This is a genomic window from Pseudalkalibacillus decolorationis (assembly GCF_024609785.1).
In the GTDB taxonomy this organism is placed as follows: domain Bacteria; phylum Bacillota; class Bacilli; order Bacillales; family Fictibacillaceae; genus Pseudalkalibacillus; species Pseudalkalibacillus decolorationis.
The window spans coordinates 1-21152 of record NZ_JANHJQ010000011.1; the positions used below are offsets into that span (position 1 = coordinate 1).

Annotated in this window: 19 protein-coding genes; 2 read left to right on the top strand and 17 right to left on the bottom strand. The window is 37.4% G+C overall.

All coding sequences use genetic code 11. From position 1 onward, the window contains the following. Positions 1–323 precede the first annotated feature (323 nt). The 9 genes from NON16_RS11860 to NON16_RS11900 form a co-directional block, all read right to left on the bottom strand. On the bottom strand, positions 324–1748 hold the full coding sequence (locus NON16_RS11860) for a dihydrolipoyl dehydrogenase family protein (RefSeq protein WP_257349273.1): 1425 nt from the start codon (positions 1746–1748) through the stop codon (positions 324–326). 67 nt (positions 1749–1815) lie between these two features. Next, complete coding sequence (locus NON16_RS11865) at positions 1816–2754, bottom strand: ABC transporter ATP-binding protein (protein ID WP_257349274.1); 939 nt, start codon at positions 2752–2754, stop codon at positions 1816–1818. Between the two features lie 4 nt (positions 2755–2758). Then, the gene (locus tag NON16_RS11870) at positions 2759–4429 is read right to left on the bottom strand and encodes an ABC transporter permease (protein ID WP_257349275.1); all 1671 of its coding nucleotides are present in this window, start codon (positions 4427–4429) and stop codon (positions 2759–2761) included. Continuing rightward, positions 4407–5651 (bottom strand): ABC transporter substrate-binding protein, encoded by a 1245-nt coding sequence (locus NON16_RS11875; protein ID WP_257349276.1) that lies wholly within the window; start codon positions 5649–5651, stop codon positions 4407–4409. Before NON16_RS11875 ends, NON16_RS11870 begins: the two co-directional genes overlap by 23 nt. 538 nt (positions 5652–6189) lie before the next feature. Beyond that, complete coding sequence (locus NON16_RS11880) at positions 6190–6879, bottom strand: hypothetical protein (RefSeq protein WP_257349277.1); 690 nt, start codon at positions 6877–6879, stop codon at positions 6190–6192. Between the two features lie 98 nt (positions 6880–6977). After that, the gene (locus NON16_RS11885) at positions 6978–8150 is read right to left on the bottom strand and encodes an MFS transporter (protein ID WP_257349278.1); all 1173 of its coding nucleotides are present in this window, start codon (positions 8148–8150) and stop codon (positions 6978–6980) included. Between the two features lie 264 nt (positions 8151–8414). Further along, positions 8415–9809, bottom strand: a complete 1395-nt coding sequence (locus NON16_RS11890; RefSeq protein ID WP_257349280.1) for an N-acetylmuramoyl-L-alanine amidase — start codon at positions 9807–9809, stop codon at positions 8415–8417. A gap of 121 nt (positions 9810–9930) precedes the next feature. Beyond that, complete coding sequence (ytzI, locus tag NON16_RS11895) at positions 9931–10095, bottom strand: YtzI protein (protein ID WP_257349281.1); 165 nt, start codon at positions 10093–10095, stop codon at positions 9931–9933. Between the two features lie 96 nt (positions 10096–10191). Beyond that, positions 10192–10731, bottom strand: a complete 540-nt coding sequence (locus NON16_RS11900) for a hypothetical protein (protein ID WP_257349282.1) — start codon at positions 10729–10731, stop codon at positions 10192–10194. A 216-nt stretch (positions 10732–10947) separates the two neighbouring features. On the opposite strand from NON16_RS11900, the gene NON16_RS11905 reads away from it, so the two are divergent. Further along, the gene (locus NON16_RS11905) at positions 10948–11859 is read left to right on the top strand and encodes a peptidoglycan-binding protein (RefSeq protein WP_257349283.1); all 912 of its coding nucleotides are present in this window, start codon (positions 10948–10950) and stop codon (positions 11857–11859) included. Positions 11860–11924: 65 nt separating this feature from the next. On the opposite strand, the gene NON16_RS11910 is transcribed toward NON16_RS11905, so the two are convergent. Beyond that, the gene (locus NON16_RS11910) at positions 11925–12395 is read right to left on the bottom strand and encodes a GNAT family N-acetyltransferase (protein ID WP_257349284.1); all 471 of its coding nucleotides are present in this window, start codon (positions 12393–12395) and stop codon (positions 11925–11927) included. A 582-nt stretch (positions 12396–12977) separates the two neighbouring features. On the opposite strand from NON16_RS11910, the gene NON16_RS11915 reads away from it, so the two are divergent. After that, positions 12978–14003 carry an acyltransferase family protein gene (locus tag NON16_RS11915; RefSeq protein ID WP_257349285.1) on the top strand — a complete coding sequence of 342 codons (1026 nt, stop codon included), beginning with the start codon at positions 12978–12980 and terminating at the stop codon, positions 14001–14003. 270 nt (positions 14004–14273) lie between these two features. On the opposite strand, the gene NON16_RS11920 is transcribed toward NON16_RS11915, so the two are convergent. From NON16_RS11920 to NON16_RS11950, 7 genes are all read right to left on the bottom strand, one after another. After that, positions 14274–14459 (bottom strand): hypothetical protein, encoded by a 186-nt coding sequence (locus tag NON16_RS11920; protein WP_257349286.1) that lies wholly within the window; start codon positions 14457–14459, stop codon positions 14274–14276. A gap of 218 nt (positions 14460–14677) precedes the next feature. Then, on the bottom strand, positions 14678–15508 hold the full coding sequence (locus NON16_RS11925) for a copper homeostasis protein CutC (RefSeq protein ID WP_257349287.1): 831 nt from the start codon (positions 15506–15508) through the stop codon (positions 14678–14680). A 203-nt stretch (positions 15509–15711) separates the two neighbouring features. Then, entirely contained in the window at positions 15712–16680 is a 969-nt protein-coding gene (locus tag NON16_RS11930; RefSeq protein WP_257349288.1) for an ABC transporter ATP-binding protein, read from the bottom strand. Next, positions 16673–17668: an ABC transporter ATP-binding protein gene (locus tag NON16_RS11935; RefSeq protein ID WP_308216606.1), complete on the bottom strand. Its 996-nt coding sequence runs from the start codon at positions 17666–17668 to the stop codon at positions 16673–16675. The genes NON16_RS11930 and NON16_RS11935 overlap by 8 nt, the downstream gene beginning before the upstream one ends. 10 nt (positions 17669–17678) lie before the next feature. Then, on the bottom strand, positions 17679–18575 hold the full coding sequence (locus NON16_RS11940) for an ABC transporter permease (RefSeq protein ID WP_257349292.1): 897 nt from the start codon (positions 18573–18575) through the stop codon (positions 17679–17681). A gap of 29 nt (positions 18576–18604) precedes the next feature. Continuing rightward, positions 18605–19525: an ABC transporter permease subunit gene (locus tag NON16_RS11945; protein ID WP_257349294.1), complete on the bottom strand. Its 921-nt coding sequence runs from the start codon at positions 19523–19525 to the stop codon at positions 18605–18607. A gap of 58 nt (positions 19526–19583) precedes the next feature. After that, positions 19584–21146 (bottom strand): glutathione ABC transporter substrate-binding protein, encoded by a 1563-nt coding sequence (locus NON16_RS11950; protein ID WP_257349296.1) that lies wholly within the window; start codon positions 21144–21146, stop codon positions 19584–19586. Positions 21147–21152 lie beyond the last annotated feature (6 nt).

Here is a 21152-nt window from a genome sequence, read left to right on the forward strand (position 1 = left end):
AGTTTTCGGGGCTCCATCCCTTCAGCCATTTGGTTTTCGGCCCACTGTCTTGCTGTCTACGCTTAAAGATAGGAGTTACCTCCAACCCTCCAAGACTCGCTACAGGTGAATGGCTAGTTCTTACCTGATGGGGTTCCCACCCATTATGGAATATCACCTATGCTCGGACGCTCTATACTTTCTTAACGTGTAAAGAAAACTTGGCAAAGCCAAGCCTTGGCGCAGGCTGAGTCTTAGTTGCGCTTATACTATAGAAAGTATTTTTATACTTTCTTAACATGTAAGCAAGTCCCACTGTAATCACCCACACAGTGAGACTTTATTTATCTAAACCATTGAATATATTTCTTAGTTAGTTTAGGAATCGGACCCTTAAATAACTTTTCTCTCCAGTATAAATCGGCTGTACGTTGGAGGGCTGCAGCATGATTTGGATATGGGTACATCATTTTTGAGAGGTCCCCAATCTTGTTTCCTTGTTTCATTGCAAAGATAACGGTTTGCATCCAATCACCTGCCCCTTTCCCAATGCCATGTGCGCCTACAATTTTCGCTTTAGAATCCGTGATAATCTTAACGGTTCCATTGGGTGCATGGTCTGCAAGGAAGCGATCTACTTCTCCAAGAGGAATTTCATAAATAGAAATACCCTTTATTTTTTTTATTGCTTCTTTTTCCGTTAAACCAATATGACAAATTTCTGGATCCGTATATATTATCCATGGAATTTGTTCATAGCTCATTATTTTAGGAATTCCAAGAACTGCATTTTGTACAACAATTTTCCCTTCTTCTCCTGCTACATGAGTAAATAGAAATTTTCCATTAAGGTCACCAATCGCATAGATGTGTGAAATATTCGTTTGTAATTTTTCATTCGTTGGTATAAAGCCACGTCTATCCTTCTTAATCCCTGCTTTCTCTAGCTGAAGGTGATCACTATTAGGCAAACGACCAACCGCCACTAAAATTTCATCTACAGTCAGTTGTGTCATTTCACCGTTTTTATTAATGGTAACGACTTTTTTTCCCTCTTTCATTTCGACTTCTCTAACATCCGAGTTAAACCAAATAGATAGTTCATGTTCTAACACATCTAATGCAATTTTTTGAACAGCATCATCTTCATTATTTAAAAGGGTTTTATTTCTTTCAACAACTGTCACCTGTGCACCTAACCGTGCCATGGCTTGTGAAAGTTCTAATCCAATCGGCCCCCCTCCGATGACAAGTAATTCTTTTGGAAGGTTCTCTTGATGAAAAATTTGCTCATTTGTCCAGTACCCTGCTTCCTTTAATCCCTCAATTGCTGGAACAAATGGACGTGAACCTGTTGAAATGACAATTCTCTTACCATAAATCTCTTTCCCATTAATATCAACAGTATGATTTGAGGTGAATCGCCCTAACCCTTTATATAAATCAATCCCCATGCTTGAAAGTCGTTCATCACTATCGTGTTCTTGTATTGTTGCAATGGACTGTTGAACACGTTCATTTACTTTCTTTAGACTAACGTGACCGGTTACTTCAAGACCTAGACTTGAAGCATTTACCCTTGCTGAATAAATTTCTTTTGAAGCTTGAATAAACGCTTTTGAAGGAACACACCCAACATGAAGACAGTCTCCACCAAGATGCTTCTCTTTTTCAATTAACGCCACTTTTGCTCCTAGGGAGCTGGCACCAGATGCTACAGTTAAACCACCGGCTCCTCCTCCGATAACAATGACATCATACTTATTCATCTAAGCCCTCCATTTTTTTTGACTAAACATTCGTTTTCAAAATGAAACAAGAAAGAGTAATCATTTGTTACTTTATATACAAAAAGATAGATTTTCCTAAATCAACTTCCTTATCAATTTCAATTGTCAACAAATCTTCGGATTCCGATAGACGCACGACAAGGTGGTATTTTCCATCTTGGTAATAATTTTCGATGACTTCTGCTTCCCACGTACCTTCTAGTCCAATCGGTCTTTCTGCTGAAATAGCTAGCCTATTTACTGAAATAAAACGATCATTTGACCAAATGCCAGCTTGAAGAAAAGTTGATACAAAATGATTAGCAGGTGATTCATATAACTCTTTTGGATGTGCGAATTGCTGAAATAAACCATCTGCCAAAATGGCGACGCGATCTCCAATTGCCATCGCTTCTTCTAAGTCATGTGTAACAAATAAAACGGTCATTCCTTCATCTTTTAATAACTGTTTAATCCATCTTCTTGTTTCCTTTCTCAATTCTGAATCAAGATTTGAGAATGGTTCATCTAGTAGGAGAACTTTTGGCTTCACGATCAGTGACATTGCCAGAGCAACTCGTTGCTTTTGCCCACCGGATATTTCATGGGGAAACCGCGTTTGAAATCCCTCTAGCCCTACTTTTCTAAGCATATTTTCACTCCATTTTGAGCGATCTTTCTTTTTTACATTTGCCATTTTCAATCCAAAAGCAATGTTTTCAATTACGTTCATATGTGGAAATAGCAGAGACTCTTGAAACATATAGACAGCAGGTCGTTTCTGAGGGGAGATCCTATCCATGGAATAACCGTCTATGAATATTTCACCTGAATCTGGTTCTACTAATCCTGCTATTATGCGTAATAAAGTGGATTTTCCGGTTCCAGAAGGACCGACAATTGAGACGATTTCACCTTTCTCAATGGATATATGTGGGATGTTAAAAATAGGTTGTTTATTATAATATTTTGTTAAATTATTAAGTTCAATATAATTAGATATCATACTATCACCTAGTTCGATATAAGATAATTACTCGCAGAAATACTTCAAATACGATCCATATAACAACGGGAATAAGGGCAAACAAAACAGAAAAGCTTGCAATAATCGCATCATCGGCTGATTGGAAAAATGGAAAGTATAATATTGCTAATGTGATTACACTTCCACCACCAATGAATGCCGTTAGCAAATACTGTCCTAATGAAATCACAGTGACTAGAAAGACGGTGCTTCGAATACTTGGCATAAGCTGTGGCAAGTAGATGGAATAAAACACGTGAAAGGGTGATGCACCAAGGGAAACAGCCTGCTCTTCTTGCTTCTTACCTATTCTTTCAAATCCAGCTCGAAGGATTTTTATCGTATAAGGTAGAGTAGGAAGTAAATGGACGATTACAACTCCTGCCAATTGATTAGCAAGTCCTAATCTGATAAAAGTAAGATGAATTCCCATTGATACTGCTAGTGTTGGTATTAAGATAGGAGACAAAAGGATCGTTTCCATTGTGGTCTTTCCTTTAAATACATAAAAAGCTAATCCTTTTGCTGCTGGTAAACCAATTAGCAAATTAATAAGTAAGACTAGAAGACTGATTCCTATTGATGTATAAACAGCCTCCCAAAGCTGAGGTTCATAATTCAATAGTATGTGCCATGCTCTTATACAGAGACAATCTGGCCAGAGGTGTCCAAACTTCCATCTACGAACAAAACTTGTTAATATAACAAGAAGAGAAGGGACAATTGTCACCAATGTAATACATAAAAATATTATTTTAGAAAACCGTACTGGCTCTATATTTCTTATCCCATCTCCATAAGTTTGATTAAGATGAAGCCTATTTTTTTTTGTTACTGCAAATGCAATCCAAACAAATGCTACTATCGTTACTGTGGTTACCATCATCGCTGCAAATGCATAGGACTGTTTTGTCCAATCTGAACTAAAAAACCAATCATAACTCAAAACGGATACCATTTTCGGGTATGTTGCCCCCATTAAAGCTGGTACCTCGTAGGCAGAAAATACAAATGCAAAGATGATAAAAAAGGTTTCTAGTAATACAGGAAATACATAAGGCCATTCCACATGCCTGAACACAGCCCAGTCTCTTCCACCTAATGTATAAACGAGTTCTCGTCCGGTTTGAGAAAGTTGTTCGTACACAGGTAACAGCATGAGAATAACAAAAGGTACCTCTTTCCATATATAAGTCAGAATTATTCCTACCCCTAACGACTCTTTAAATAATATCGGAAAGTCTGCTGGCTCCTTTATTATCTCGATAACGTTTAATAAAGAAGATAAAAAACCAGTTTGCGAAAAGAGAAGAAACAGCATATAACCCCAAACAAAGTGAGGGAATAGCATTGGTAACCATGCCATGAGCTTAGGAAACGATCGCTTTAATAACGGGTAAGTTATTCTAACAAGAACGAGGCCAATTATTACAGATAAAAGTGTTGAAATTAAAGATGTACGAAAACTATATAGAAATGAATCGACAAAACTTTTTTGTTGCAAAAGTTGTTGATAGACTTGCAGGCTAGGTGAATGATTATATTGAATACTTTCTAAAAATGCCATCACTAAACCATAGCCTACAAGAATGATGATCAGCAGAAGTGCTGGTCCAATCATTACATATGGTTTACTTTTCTTGTACCACTTCATTGATCCAATTCTCCTTCAACCACGTTACATATTGAGCATTTACTTCTGGCTGTAAATATTGTTTTAACGTTTCTGCAGGTAAAACGGAGTCCCCTCGATGAATGGAGTTTAGTCTCGCTTGATCTTTTTCCGAAAGAGCTTTAGGATCTAAAGACATATTTTCTCCCCAATAGGTAGGCTCTAATTTCGTTAATTGAGCATCTGGAGAAAGTAAGAAATTTATGGCTGTCAATGCCCCCTCTTTATTCGGACTGTTAAAAGGGATTGCTAAGAAATGTGTATTCCCAATTGAACCAGATTCTAGTACGAACGTTTTAGTTGTTTCGGGAAAAATTCCTTTATCGATAAAGCTTTCGGCACGAGCTTCATTATAGCCCATTGTCATGTACACTTCCCCTTGACTGTAAAGACGGTCAAGCTCTGTTAAATCATTGGGATAAGTTTTACCTTGTCGCCATAAATACGGTTCAATTTCATTAAGGTACTCCCACATTTTCTTACTATTTTCTGCTGCAAACTGTTCATCATATCCTTTATCTAATATCGTTTGTACATCACCAACCGATTCATAAAATATTTGGCGTAAAAACGCGTTTCCTGTGAAGTCTGTTGGGTCTGGATAGGTAAATTTGCCGGGGTTCTCCTTTATCCACTTTTTTAATTCTGCGAATGTTTTTGGTGGGTTTGGTACTTTGGCTTGATCGTATTGATAGACGAACTGAACTTTCCCCCATGGTGCTTCCATACCATCAACTTTCGTACCAAAATCATATTTAACATCTAATGCTTCTGTATCTACATATTTTTTCACATTTGGTAACTGGTTAGCAAAAGGGCCGAATAATAAATCATTTTCTTTTGCATTTTTAAAATTTTCGCCATTGATCCAAATAATGTCCATGTTTCCTTCAGTATGATTTGCTTTCTTTTCATTCATTAGTTTTTTTAGAAATTCAGGTGCATCCATAGGAACACGTTCCAAAGTGATTCCGAATTGTTTTTTTAATCGTGGTGCCACCCACTCATCCATGTACTGATTGATCCCTTCATCACCACCCCACATATAAATTCTTACCTTCGTACCTTTTACATCCTTTTCAATCTCTGACCAATCTTTCTTCATTAATTCTTTGGAGGTTTGTGTAGGATTCGTATTATTTGAACAAGCTGTTATCAATAATAAAACCAATAGCCCTATCAAGATACCCCAATATTTTTTCATTTCATCAACCCTTCAACACTGAGATAACCCTATGATAACGAATATTGTAAATCCAATCTGTAATCAGGCTTACATCCAACCATTTAAATATTGTTTAAAATACGTATCAAGAAATAAGAAAGTACCTAACATACTTCCCGTGCCATGGTCTCTTACATACTCCAAGAAGTATTGAATCACACTCACACATTTTTTTAGATAATCGTGTAGTATAGCATCAGGAAGAGAGGATTTACAACGATTAGATTTTGGTAGAAGTTTTATGAGAGATTTTGAAGCCTAATTTAGAGGTGATTTGATTGTATCTCAATAGGTTTTACCCTATTGAGATTGTGAAGGTTTCTACTTAACTAACGGGACAGGATACTTCTAAAGTGGCTAGCGCCAAGCCTTAGAGCAGGTGATCGCCGTAGTTGCACTTATACTATAGAAAGTATTTTTATACTTTCTTAACGTGTAAAAGAAACACAAGTCTTATTAGGGGAAACTAAAAAACTGTGGAGGTTTCCGACAGTTTTAGAGGACACAGAGCCATATATTAATGATAGTTAATATCTTGGTTAGGGTTAACCATATCTTTACCTTTTTCAATCGCTTGTTCAACCATTTCATCGGCAATCATAACTGTGTCCGTATCGAATTTTTCTTCTGTTTGGACATCAAATTGAAGTTTCTCCGCATAAGGTGCTGGTCTATTCATCATATGAGCCGACATAACTTCACAGAGAAGTTCGCGTCCTTTTTCGGCATTTAACTTTCCTGTACAAATATCGTGCATTACGTTAATCGCAGTAAAATTGGCAGCCTCCATATCACAGCGGGAAGATACCTCACCCCTTGTCTTTTCAACGATTATACTACCATCAAACTTGGCAAGCTCATTAAACATCTCTTTGGGGACGTTATAATTAATAACTTGCTCGATAACATCGGTATGGGGTTGAGGAAAATCATGTGGGATTTCATCACGATAGACAATAGTCCGTTTCCACGGTGCGTTGTTGTACCAGATTAATCGGCTTGGAATCGCTTCATTCGGAGAACCATATTTTTCAATTGTAAGATTTGCCGATTTCTTTGACATAGCATTCCAATCACTAATAATCGCTTGAACATTTTCCATATCTTCTACAGTTTGGGTTACCTTTTCCGCTCCACCAAAAGTCTGTACCTTTAAATCGCTTGCCATTGAGATAGCAGCAGTTTTCCATTTTTCTTCTTGTTCCATAATGTACCTCCCTACTATTATTTATTTTATTATTTGATAAAATTTCTACATTAAACATTTTTTTATGTTCTATATTCGAATTTACATGAATTGAGCAACTATGTCTCGTGTAACCCGAATTTCACAAGAACACTTCCTATGATAAGAAGAATACCTGCAAAGCCGAATACATAAGCGGTAGCAAGTCCTCCTGAAATCCACCCTCCAATAATTGGTCCAATCAAGTTTCCTAAAAATCGGCAACTGGCTGTCACTCCAAATGCTCTTCCTTGGATCGTTTCTGGTGTCTTTTTATGGATTAACGTTTGAAGTGCTGGCCAGACACCTCCCAATATAAGTCCTTGCAAGAAACGCCACGCATATAAAGCATACACATGATCGGTCCAAAGTTGGGGAAAGAATAGGATCCCACTTACCAACATAACTCCGGGCAGCATTTTCACATGCCCCACTCGATCGCCTAATCTGCCGAGATAAGGAGAACCGATTATTGTCGCTATTCCAAGGATCGAAGCGGCTAGACCGGAAAGGAACGCTATATTTTCAGGATTCGTAACAATTTCCGTTACAAAAATAGTCATCATCGAATTCGTGCTCAACATAGCTGCCTGTAAAAGAAACGTTGCGGCAAATAACACGAGAAGTTCCTTCTGGCGGAGAACATCCATAAACGTTCCACTTTTCCCTTTTGTCGTCTGAAGAGGTTCGTCCTTTGGAATTAGAAAAACGACGAGGAGTAGAGCCATTAAAATACTAACTCCAGTTACAGCAAAAACCGGGCGAAAGCCAAAGAGGTCTGACAATGTGCCCCCAATTAGAGGTCCAATTATTCCACCGGAAATCCCACCGGTTTGCAGCATGCCGAGTGCTGCTCCAGTATGTTCCTTTGGAGTAATTCTCGATAGATAGGAAAAGGAAACTGTAATAAAGCCAGAGAAAAAACCCATACAAAACCGTAAACCCAGAAGCATCCAAGGCCCCGATGCAAACGCCATTAGGAAAGTCATAATTCCCATTCCAATTCCCGCTCGTACTAAATTCGCCTTTTGCCCATATTTATCCGCAAAAATGCCCCATATTGGAGCCATTATTGCCCCAGATAAAAAAGCGGCAGAAAAAATGGCACCTGTCCAAATACTCAGGTGCTTCTCATTCGTGACCCCTAGTTCTTCCAAAAATAACGGTAAAAATGGAAGAACCATTGTCATCGCTGCTACTATTATAAAATTACACAACCATAAAAATCGTGCACTGCGTCTCCAATTTTTCATGCTGCTCATCCCTTAGCTCACTTAAAACTGCGATATCATACCTTTAATTGTAACACTAATCAGGATAGTCGCCTGTTTTCGTGCTTGAGATGAGTACATACACAGATAAGATATTAGTTCTTCTCCAAATAAGGTACTTTGCCGCGGAAAAATTGTTTTTGCCGCGGCAATGGGAGATTTACCGCGATAAAGTAGATTTTGCCGCTATACTAGGTTTTATGCCGCGAAAAGTGGATTTTTACCGCGATACTTAATATTATGTTGTTAATCCAATTGTTGTTTCGCCTTTTCAAGTTGATCGATATGTGCATTCACTAACTCAATTTCTAATTGGAGCATTCTTTCATATAAATCAAGGATTTGTTGGCCGTAAGTGGTGCCTGGTACTGCCCACTTGCCATTGAGTTGGATCCACGTTTTAGCTGAGCCGCGTTTCACTAAGGAAAAGCGAGGGTCAACGATTTCAAATTCAGATGGAGGCTGTTCTGTAGATGCATAAGCAAATAGATGCTGTAAGTGCGCTAGGACACCCTCTTTTGGTGTGGCAAATGTTGCTCCCGGTTCATTCGGTCCAGTCGCACCAATACCTGCGTAATTATTCTGGCCAGGCTGAACAACACCTGTAAAACGGAAATAGTTCGTTTCATGAACGGCTTGTGCAAATGCCACATCACCACGAATACCATAAACCCGACTTAATTCGACGTAAAGTGCTGCTAAATCAGGAGCATTTGGGTTTACCCTTTCCAAAAATTGATGAAGTGTTTCAGGCCTCAATAGTGTCGGTCCTAGAATGGAAAAGCCTTTGACTGGTTCAGGGTTACTTGGTTTATCTGACTCTGGTGGTTCCGATGTTCCTTCAGTCACGAGGAAAGCATCGGTAATACCGAGCTGCTGAATTTTAACCTCCTGTTCGAGTGCATTTTCTTTCTCTGCAAAAGCCCCAGCCTGTACTCGGTAAAATAACTGCCCCTCAATTGTTACAGGATAGATCCAAGCATCGACACCTTTATCCTTTAAAAATGCAACGCGCTCTTCTGCGTTCACCTCTTCATTAAAAGACCCCGCAATCACTTTATACAATACTTTTCCTGCAGGAGGCTTTGTCGTTTTCCGAGGTAATGAAAGTGCCTTTGCGATACCTTGTGCAACTGCTTTAGCAACATCATTTACGAACTCATCATTTAATATCAATTGAAGATCTTGTTCATTATCGATGAATAAGATCTCCAAAAGAAGAGCGTCCATTTCCGTGTTTCGTAACACAAAAAAGTTTGCACGTTTCTGTCCACGGTTCACAACACCATATTGATCGATGGCATAATAAACCTCTTGATGGACGATGTCTTGAATCCGTTTTGTGCTATCTGGAACAGAACCGCTATAAATATAGCTCTCAAATCCTCTACCACCCGCTGCATTGTGATGAATAGAACAGAAAAAGTTCGCATTTTTATCATTAGCAATTTCAGTCCGTTCAGCGAGCGTTAATGTTTTATCTGTCGTTCGTGTCATCAATACATTTGCCGAGTAAGATTCTAATAAATAGTTCCGCACCAACAATGCGACCTCAAGATTAAAGTCCTTTTCACGATACTGTCGATACGTTGCTCCAGTATCTTGTCCGCCATGACCTGGATCTAATACGATTGTTTTCAAAGAATCACCTCTTTAATTATTTATTATTCCCCCGTTCTTAATGTGCAAAAAAAGCAAAATAAAAAGATTGACTGAAGTATACAGCCAATCTAAACACTTTTAAACTTATTAAAGTCTGCCTTTATCCGTTGAACTTGTCCTCATCTTCACCATTTCTATCATGGTTTTGATCACTATCAATCGGATCAACCGTATGTTTATATGAATAACCCTTCGAAATGGCGACAGAAAAAATAACAAGGACGAAAATGATAATCAAAATTGTTATTAGCAATATTTTAAACATAGATTCTCACCCTCCATGTAACCTTAACACGTACCTTGACACTTTATCATAGATTAATGGAAAGTGGACAGGATAAAAATGACAATTTTATTACGATTAAGGACTTGTGGCTCCGAAGGTTTCAGTAACTCCCCAATAATCCTCAACGACAATATCATTCATCACCACGTCCAGATCATGAAAGATTCTATGTGTATCAAACATACTTTTCACCTTATTTGTTTCAAGAGCCTTTTGTATCCCATTTGCAGCACGTAATAGATCTTTCTTCAAGGTACCTTTTGTTTCAGGAACTAGAGTTTCTACAATATAGTTGTGCTTTGTTTCCAATTCCTCCTGCATCTTATCCGGATTAACAGATTGCCAGGCTCCCCATCCAAGTAAATCATTCAAATAGTTATGCATTTGACCTATTTCAGCGTGTATTTCTCCTTCTTTATCCGAATTCACAAAAATAGTTTCGCTAGATGCAGCTCTAACTTTACCGAGTTCTTTTGCTTCTGCAAGCGATGATGCTTTTTCATCATTAACATCTTTTAACAACGACAAACTGGTCCAGCCACCTATTACCAGGATAAATAAGATTGATAGAACTCCAACGAGTACCCATTTGGACGGTCGTTTCCATTTTTTCATTGTGAACCCCCTACGCAAACTCCTACTACTACAAATTTGTTGTAAATTAAAGGTATCTTACCTTACTTTTGGGACTATGACAATGCTAAAATGACATGTCTTTAAATCGTAATGAGCTTGTAATCGTTTTATTATTGTCATGTTACATTGTGCTAGTAGAATGTGCAAATGGGACGCATAACAAGCGTTTCAACATAAAAGGAGGGAACATTCTATATGCTAAAAAGAATGGTACTTACTGCAGCAATTGCAGGCACAGCTGTACTTGCACCAGCTGCAACACAAGCAGTGGACCTTGAAACCCCGCTGAAGAAGGACATGTGGCATGACGATGTTCACACACTACAACAGGACCTAAAAGAGATTGGATTCTTCGACTACCATAAATCAACTGGTTTCTTTGGAGATATTACTTATAACGGTGTTAAGGCATTCCAAGAAGATTATGGAATCACACCAACTGGACAAGTGAATGAAGAGACAGCTGAAGTACTGGAGGAAGCTACTTCTCTATTAGAAAAAGGCGATCGCGGTAAAGCAGTTGCTCATCTTCAAAAATACTTAGCTGAGTTAAAACTATATAACTACCATATTGATGGTATATACGGATCAATCACAGAGCAAGCTGTTATTGATTTTCAAGAAAAGAACGATCTTAATATAGATGGTATTGCAGGTCCAGTAACAAAAGCAGCTTTATTCAACCTTAAAGGAGATTCAGTAGCAGCATCTACAGAACCAAAGGAAGAAGCTGCTGAGCCGGAACCTAAAAAAGAGCCCGCTGAACCAGAACCAAAAGAGGAACCTGCTTCAGAAACAGCACCTGCTGATGAGGCAACGGAAACAATTACAGTAGAAGCTACCGCTTATACAGCAAACTGTAATGGTTGTTCAGGTGTTACAGCAACAGGAATTGATTTAAATGCTAATCCTGATCAAAAAGTTATCGCAGTTGACCCTGATGTAATTCCACTTGGCACTGAAGTATATGTTGAGGGATATGGTCGAGCGATTGCTGGAGATACCGGTGGAGGAATTGACGGAAATGAAATTGACCTCTATTTCCAATCGTTAGACACAGCAGTTAACTGGGGTCGTCAAACAGTCGAAGTACAAATTTTAGGTTAATAGTTTTATAGTAAAAGAGGGATTGACGCTTAGTCATTCCCTTTTTTACATTGAAAATCTTTTAACTACTTTATTTCATAGTTTAACCAAACAGCCTTATCTGCGCCCATCTTGTCATATAATGCTTGAGCAACTACATTATCATGCGCAGTTTCCCAAGTCATATGAGAATAATCATTTTCTCTTATGTGAGAAAGACAAGTTTTGAATAGTCTTTCACCGATCTTTTGGCCCCTTGTATTGGGTGATACAAACAAATCATATAAAAAAGCCATTCGTTTTGCCTCTAGCGTATTAAACGTAAAGTATAATGTAGCAAATCCAACTAATTGGTTTGTTTCCGACTCCGCAACAAACTGAATACCCTCTGAAGGATTATCAAGTAAATGATTCACTAACTTTTCAAGTGAACCCTCACTTGGACGAGGACACTTGTAAAAGTCGACAATGTATTCATACATAAGAGGTAATAATTGGGGTATATCCTTCTTTTCTAACTTTCTAGTTTGAATTGTACTCAAATTGGCTGGGTTCATAAAATCCTCCTTCTTTAATTTTTATTTTCGTCTTTTTATATTTGCAAATTTCATGCCAAAACCAATTAATTAGTCGGATATTTCTTTATTTTCTTAATTTCATATACCTATTTCTTTGATCTAATCATTTCAAGGTAGCAAAAAGTTAGTATTATTTATTCTTTATAAAAATTGATTATTTCCTTGATCTTTAACCCAATATTGAATAATTTATTCACTTTATAATAAATGACAAAATTATTGAAAAACAAACTTTAATTTTGATCCCTGAAAGTTATTTTATAATACGTTTTATCCATATAAATCCATCCTAATCGTTACATGTTTGTTACAAAAAATGCCCTTTTATTAAGAACCTTTTACAACCTCCACCAAAACGATTACAATTCCGAATTAAATTAATGACAGAGGATTGATTCATAATCTGATGGGGTATGTTAGAGAACAGGCAACCCATCCTTAAGAAAGAATGGCTAGGACCCATTTAAGTTGTAAATTATTATTTTCAGCCGACTTTCTACAATAGAACGATCTTACAGATTCTATTGCACAAAAATATATAAGCATCTGGAGGAACGGATTATGAAAACGAAACAACGAGAATATTACTTTGATAATGCAAAATTCATTTTAATTTTCCTTGTTGTATTTGGGCATTTTATTAGTCCACACAAATCAAACAGTGAATTACTATATACAGTATACAACTTTGTCTACACTTTCCACATGCCTGCTTTTATTATGATAGCGGGATTCTTCTCGAAAGGAATTTTTAAAGAAGGCTATCTAAAGAAGATTTTCAAAAAGATCTTGATTCCATATTTTATTTTTCAACTGGTTTATTTCGTGTTCTACACAGTAAAGAATGGTGAAGAGAGCTTCAGCCTTTTTGACCCGTATTGGACATTGTGGTTTTTACTAAGCATGGTATTTTGGAATGTACTCCTTATCTTGTTTGCACGCTTCAAACATCCAGCAATAATGATGGGGGTCGCACTTACGATTGGAGTATTTGCGGGTTATATTCAGGATATCGGTACTTACCTAAGCTTATCCAGAACCTTTGTATTCTTCCCAGTCTTTTTATTAGGCTTCTTGCTGAAAAAGGAACATTTCTATGCATTGTTACAACCTGAAAAACGAATTGCAGCGGGAGTCTTACTTGTTAGTATGTTTGTCAGCTATTTCTTCTTCTTCCCGCAGGAAGCAAAGGATTGGTTGCTTGCATCTTCTTCCTATGAAGAACTTGGGGTAGATGTAGGTCAGGCAGCAGTAATGCGACTCTTGATGTATGGCTTAATGTTCATTGCAACGTTTAGCTTTATGACGATTGTACCGAGAAGAAAAATGTTTTTCACACATCTCGGTGGAAGAACACTTTACGTTTACCTTTTACACGGATTTATCATTAAACTATTCTCACTAACACCGTTCTACAGCTTAGTTGATGAAACAGGTAATTATCTTGTTCTATTTGGACTCGCGGTAGTTGTAACACTAGCATTGTCATCCAAACCGATTATTACATTCGCGCAACCAATCATTGAGTTGAAAACTAGTTTGATTCAACGATTTGTCAACCGGAACCGTACTGCTGATGCCTCTTAAGAAAAGCGCAAGCGCCCTGCTTAGCCACGAAGGTCACTGGAAGACCGACGAGGAGGCTGTTGCCGCCGCAGGAGGACTGAAGTGATCCAAGTGGCTGGGCGCTGAAGCTGGACATTACATCCATGCCGCAAACTTTTATACTTTCTTAACGTGTAAGAAAAGCGTAAGCGCCCGTTTAGGTCAATAAAGAAACTTGGTATTTACTCATAACAGTAAAAAGACCTCATATTCCAGGTGAATATGAGGTCTTTTTACAATTTATCTGTCAATTTATTTTTTGTTTGTTGTTTTTTCATTTTGAAATTCTTCTTCAAAATAAAATGTACCTGGATGTTCTTGAACTATATAAGAGTATCTTTTCATATGTTCGACATATTGCCATTTCAAGATTGTTACTGACTCACCAGTTTTGTGAATTTTGACAATATCACCATTGTTATAAAGGTTGCACCTCATAAATGGTCACTCCCTTTCAACCTATATTATACCACATGGAGCATTATTAGTTTTCTTAACTAGTGAAAGTATTTTAAAGAAAACTGGGCAAAGCCAAGCCTTTGGCGCCGGCTGAGCCTTAGTTGCGCTTATACTATAGAAAGTATTTTTATACTTTCTATAGTATAAGCGCAAGGGAATGACCTATTTCAGAATGGTCTTGAATAAATCTAGCATATTTATCCTCTTAGTTTATTATTAATGAACTTAAACAAATTTTCATCAAAATCATTCGCAAAGGAATGGTCCACCCTTATAGCTTTTCCAAAATGATATTGATCCGCATTTACCGTGTTATGAATGTCTTGAATATTATCGTGCGTTAGACCCGCACCAGGCATTATTTTAGGTCCATCCTTTTTTTTAGCAGTACTTACAAGGTCCCGAAGTTTCTTTTTACCATCCACACAACTCTCTTCGCCACCTGAAGTTAAGATACGTTTAACATTCTCTTTGTATTTATTCAATGTTTCATATGCTTCGTTTAATGAGGGTACCTCATCAAATGCTCTGTGAAAAGTAATGTCTAATTGCGGGGATACCCCAATAATATTCTCCAGGATTCGTTCATTAATCGTGTTATTTTTATTCAGCGTCCCAAAAACGATATTTGTCCCGCCAAGCTCCAATACTTTTTTGATATCTTCACGAATAATTTGCAAATCGCCATCTGTGTAACAATAATGATAGCTGTGAGGACGAATCATTACCTGAACCGGGATAGATACACTTCCCAACACTTGCTTTACAGTCCCATAACTTGGGGTTAAGCCGCCCTCCTGTATAGCTGATACTAATTCAATTCTGTCTGCTCCGAGCTTCTCGGCTTGAATTGCTTCCTGGCCGTTTTGAACGATAACTTCAATCATCATACTTTTAATCAACCTCCGCCTTGTATAACTTCCTTTAAAAATCGCATTACGATAGACTTTCAGAAACTTCATACGACTATGGACGATAAGATCCTCTTTATATTCAACATCATTAATAGGAACGATTGTAATATTCACCCAATAAAACTCCTTTAAGAGGTTGTTCAAAAAGTCCGGTAAAAATAGCTATCGAATTTCTTCGTTGCTCGGTCTCTTCGGTCCTCACGTATTAATAGCATACGTTCCGGTCCTCGAGACTTTTCGCGCCTCGAACTTCTCGGCTCTTTTTATCCTCCTTTTTGAACACGCACTTTAAGAGGATTTGAATATGAACTTTTAAATCAATATAAATGACATGCTACATTCTGTTCTATATCTAGTTGTTGTAATTCGGGCACCTTTTCTTTACAAATATCCATAGCAACTGGACATCTTGTATGGAATTTACAACCACTAGGTGGATTGGAAGCGCTTGGAATTTCTCCGCTTAGAATTACTGATTCACGCTTTTTCTTAGGATCGGGTTGGGGAATGGATGATAATAATGCTTGTGTATAGGGGTGCTTAGGGTCTTCAAATATTTGTTGTTTAGTCGCTATCTCTACTAAGCTTCCTAAGTACATCACCCCGACTCTATCACTAATGTGCTCAACTACACTAAGGTCATGTGAAATAAATAAATATGTAAGACCAAATTCTTCTTGCAAATCCTTCATTAAATTTAAGATTTGGGATTGTATCGAAACATCTAAAGCAGAAACCGGTTCATCAGCAATAATCAGTTCAGGACGTAAAATTAATGATCGAGCAATTCCAATTCTTTGTCTTTGCCCCCCGCTAAACTCATGAGGGTACTTATCCAAATGGAACTCACTAATTCCGCATTTTTCCAGAAGCTCTGTGACAAGCATTTTTTTCTCATTTCTCGGCATTTTAGGATAGTGAATCAATAGTGGCTCTAATAAAATATCTTTTACCTTCATTCGTGGACTGAGGGAGGCATAAGGATCTTGAAAAACCATTTGCATTGGTTTTCGATATTGTTTCCAACTTTTTTCAGAAACGTTTGCTAGGTTGGTTCCTTTAAAATTGACCTCGCCAGAATCAACTTTTATTAAGCCATTGATCAAACGTCCGGTAGTTGACTTACCACAGCCAGATTCTCCTACTAATCCAAACGTCTCCCCTTTTTTTATAAAAAATGAGATTCCATCTACCGCCTTTACATACCTTTTCTCAGCAAACCACTTTTTTGAGAGAGGGAAATACTTTTTAACATTTTTAATATCAATTAATATTTCATCATTCATTTATAATCGCCCCCTGTCTTTGGTCTTGATATAGCCAGCATCGACATGAATGTCCATCTTTTTCTATTAAACTCGGCTCTTCTATATGACACATATCCAACACATCTTTACACCTTGGTGCAAACTTACATCCTATAGGCATGTTTGTTGGGCTTGGAACTGTTCCTGGGATTGAATGTAACCTGTTAACACCTGAACCGATTTTTGGAACAGATGCAATTAGCCCTTTCGTATAAGGGTGTTTTGGTTTCTCAAATAGTTCGACTATAGTGGATTCTTCGACAATTCTTCCAGCATACATCACAATGACACGATCACATACCTCAGCGACCACACCTAAATCATGTGTAATCATTAAAATCCCCATGTTACTCTGTTGTTGAATATCTTTCATTAAATTTAATATTTGTGCTTGAATGGTGACGTCTAATGCTGTTGTAGGTTCATCTGCTATTAATAAAGATGGTTTACAAGAAACCGCCATCGCAATCATAATTCTTTGTCTCATACCACCTGATAACTGATGAGGATATTCTTCCATTATTTCCTTTGCGCGTGGTATACCTACAGATTCTAGTATTTTTATCGCATGTTGATGCGCATCTGGCTTTGACACTTTTAAATGGAGTTGAATTGGTTCTCTTAGCTGCTTGCCAATTTTTAAAACCGGATTCAATGATGTCATTGGTTCCTGAAATATCATTGATAATTCTTTACCCCGATAACTTTTCATTTTTTTCTCTGGTAGTGGAAGTAAATTCTGATCTTTAAAAATAACCTCCCCATCTATAATTTCTCCAGGAGTATCATGCAAAAGTCTCATGATGGACAGGGACGTTACACTTTTTCCACACCCTGACTCTCCGACTATCCCAACTATTTCACCTTTATTAACATGAAAGCTAATCCCATGTACAACAGTTTGCATACCATGGTCTGTTCTGAAAGCGGTTTTTAAATTCTTCACTTGGAGCAGCTGATCCATCATGTACACTCCTTTAGTCTTTTGTTTTAGGGTCTAACACATCTCTCAGCCCATCACCTAACAAATTAAACGCTAAAACGGTTAAAAAAATAATCAGCCCTGGGAAAAAAACAAGGTGAAAGGATGAATCTATATAATCTCTTGACTTACTAAGCATTGCACCCCAGTCCGGAGAAGAGGGCTCTGCTCCTAGTCCTAGAAAACTTAGACTGGCCGCAGCTAATATTGCTGTACCGACTTTCATAGTAAAGTAAACGATAATGGTTGGCACCGTTTCAGGAAAAATGTGTTTCCAAATAATCCGGCGGTTGCTTGCACCAATAGATCTTGTAGCTTCAACGAAAAGCATTTCTTTTGCCTCTAATGTTGCACTGCGGACAATACGAGCAAATGAAGGTATACTAAAAAAGGAAACAGCAATGACAACGTTATTTAAACCAGGCCCTAAAATTGCAACAATTCCAATCGCTAAAATTAAATCAGGGAATGCAAATAGCACATCACATACCCGCATAACCGCACGGTCAACCCATTTACCGAAAAAGCCACTCACCAATCCAAGAATTGTTCCAACTACCGCACCTAACAATACTGCCGATATACTGACAGATAATGTTACTCTTGCTCCTACTGCTAATCTACTTAATATATCCCTACCAAATGCATCCGTACCAAAAATATGTTGTAGTGTAGGAGACTCAAGTACTTTATTATAATCGGGTTCTGCAGGTTCATACGGTACAACATACGGACCAATGATCATCGTGATTATCAAAAAAAGAATGAAGAATAAAGAAATTAGTGCAGGCTTCTTTTTACGGAAATCTCTCCAGAAATTATAGAATCGAATTTCCTTTTTTTCATTCACTATTTGTTCTCTAGTGACAACTTCTGATTGAATGTTGCTCATATTCAACCTCCAATAGTACTTTTCTTATTTTATTCATACCGTATTTTAGGGTTTAAAAAGCTATAAATGATATCAACAAGTAGGTTTACTAAAATAAACTGTAGTGAAAAAAGTAAAATTTCTGCTTGGACTACTGGATAATCACGCATTTGAATGGAATCAATTAGTAGTCTTCCTAGTCCTGGGAAACTGAAAACGGTTTCAACAACTACCGAACCCCCTAATAGAAAGCCAAACTGAAGCCCTGCAATAGTAACTACAGGAATTAAGGAATTCTTTAAAGCATGTCCAAAGACAATTGCATTGCCACTTAGCCCTTTTGCACGACCAGTACGTATGTAATCTTGCTTTAATGTATTTACAAGCGACGAACGCGTAAACCTTGCAATCATTGCCATAATACCCGCTCCCAAGGCGAACGAAGGCATAAGGTAGCTTTTCCAATCCTCTGCTCCGCCAGTTGGTAATAATCCTAGTTGGACTGAAAATAATTGAATCAATACAAGTCCTACCCAAAAATTTGGAAGTGATATACCAGATACAGCCGTAACCATACCAATGTGGTCTGGCCACTTGTTTCGAAAAACCGCAGAAATCACGCCTAATAAAATACCGACAACGAGCGCCCAAACAATGCTAATAAAGGTTAATCCAAGCGTTGGCATTATCCGTTCTCCAATTAACTCGCTCACAGGAGCACCGGATTGGATAGAATACCCCAAATTACCAGCTAGCAAGTCTTTTAAATAGACGATATATTGTTCAATTAAAGGTTTATTCAGACCTAGGTTTTCTCTGATCACCTGTACTTCTTCTAATGTTGCTTTTTTACCAGCTATTAATCTAGCAGGGTCTCCAGGAATTAAATGAATAAACATGAAAATTACAAAAGATACAACAAGTATAAGAGGTATAAGACCAAGAACACGTTTTATTATGTATTGCCACATATCATTCAGCACCTCCAATAAAGGGGAGCTAACATTGGTCAGCTCCCACATTTAAAATTTATTTTAATTGAGCTTCTTTAATGCTGACGGATCCATCTGGTAAAACATAAACTCCTTCTAACTTTTCGTTATATCCAGATAATATAGTATCTGAAGCTAAGAAAATCCATGGTGCATCATCATATACTGTACTTTGGATATCAGCGTAGATTTTCTCTTGTTCAGTTGTATCAGACGTTTCGTTTGCTGCATTGATCCAATTATTTACTTGATTATTATTATAGTAAGCTGTGTTTGCTCCATTCGGTGGAAAGTAATCACTGCTAAATAGAGAACGCGTTGCTCCATCTGCATCACCTGAAGAAGGAGACCAACTTACGTACCACATTTGAACCTTAGACTCTTCTGGCGTCTTAGGTGTATAAATTTCGTCTGATAATGTTCCTTCTTCCATTGACTTTATCGTTACATCAATACCAATTTGAGCTAGTTGTTGCTTCACAAATTCCATACCTTTAATTGTTTCAGAGCTTGTATTTCCCCAAATTTCCGCTTCAAATCCATCTTCGTATCCTGCTTCTTTCATTAATTGTTTAGCTTTATCCAAGTTAAAGGCGTATGGCTCTTGCTGAGAATAATACTGAGTTTCAGAAGACATTGTTGAATCTAAAATTTCTCCATATCCATTTTTAACAACTTTAATATATGCATCTTTATTTACTGCATAGTTCATAGCTTTTCTAACTTTTTCATTATTAAATGGTTCTTTAAATGTATTAATAGATACATATCTTGCTATCGTTGAAGGGGTTTTTTCAATTACGACTCCATTTTCATTTTCCAAGTCTTTTACCTTTTGTTGAGGCACAGGATAGACAAAATCAGCTTCACCTGTTTTTAACATTGCGGCACGTGCTCCATTTTCTGGGACTGGCTTAAATGTTACTTTTTCAACATTGGTGGTATCAGGATTCCAGTAATCATCAAACTTTTCTACCACTAGAGAATCACCTTGATTCCATTCATTAAATTTAAATGGACCTGTTCCTACCGGATTTAAGCCGACATCCTTACTTTTGTTATTTATTGCCTTAGGACTGATAAAAGGTACCATCGCAAATTTATTCAACATTGCACTGAACGGTTGGTTAAGGGTAAATTTAACTTCATATTCATTAACGATTTCTAGACTCTCTACGTATTGAAAATTTCGTTTAGCTCGTAAATCATTATTTTCATTCATTATTCGATCAAAGTTTACTTTTACTGCTTCAGCGTTAAACGGCTCACCATCATGGAATACTACATCTTTTCTAAGTTTGAACGTGTATGTCAGAGCATCTTCACTAACTGTATAATCCTCAGCCAAAACAGGCACTACATTCATTTCTTTGTCAAAACCCACAAGCCCTTCATACATTGCCCTTGTACCAAAAATAGAAACAGTGTCCCCAGCATTATGTGGATCCAGCGTTACAAAATTTTGATCAATTGCAATTGTAATTTCCTTATCGTCGTTTTTAGCATTATTGCCATCTGAAGCAGAATTAGATGAACAAGCGGTGCTCACAACTAGTAGTGTTGCTAGAAGAAACATTAAACTTAAACAACGTTTTTTCATTTTTAT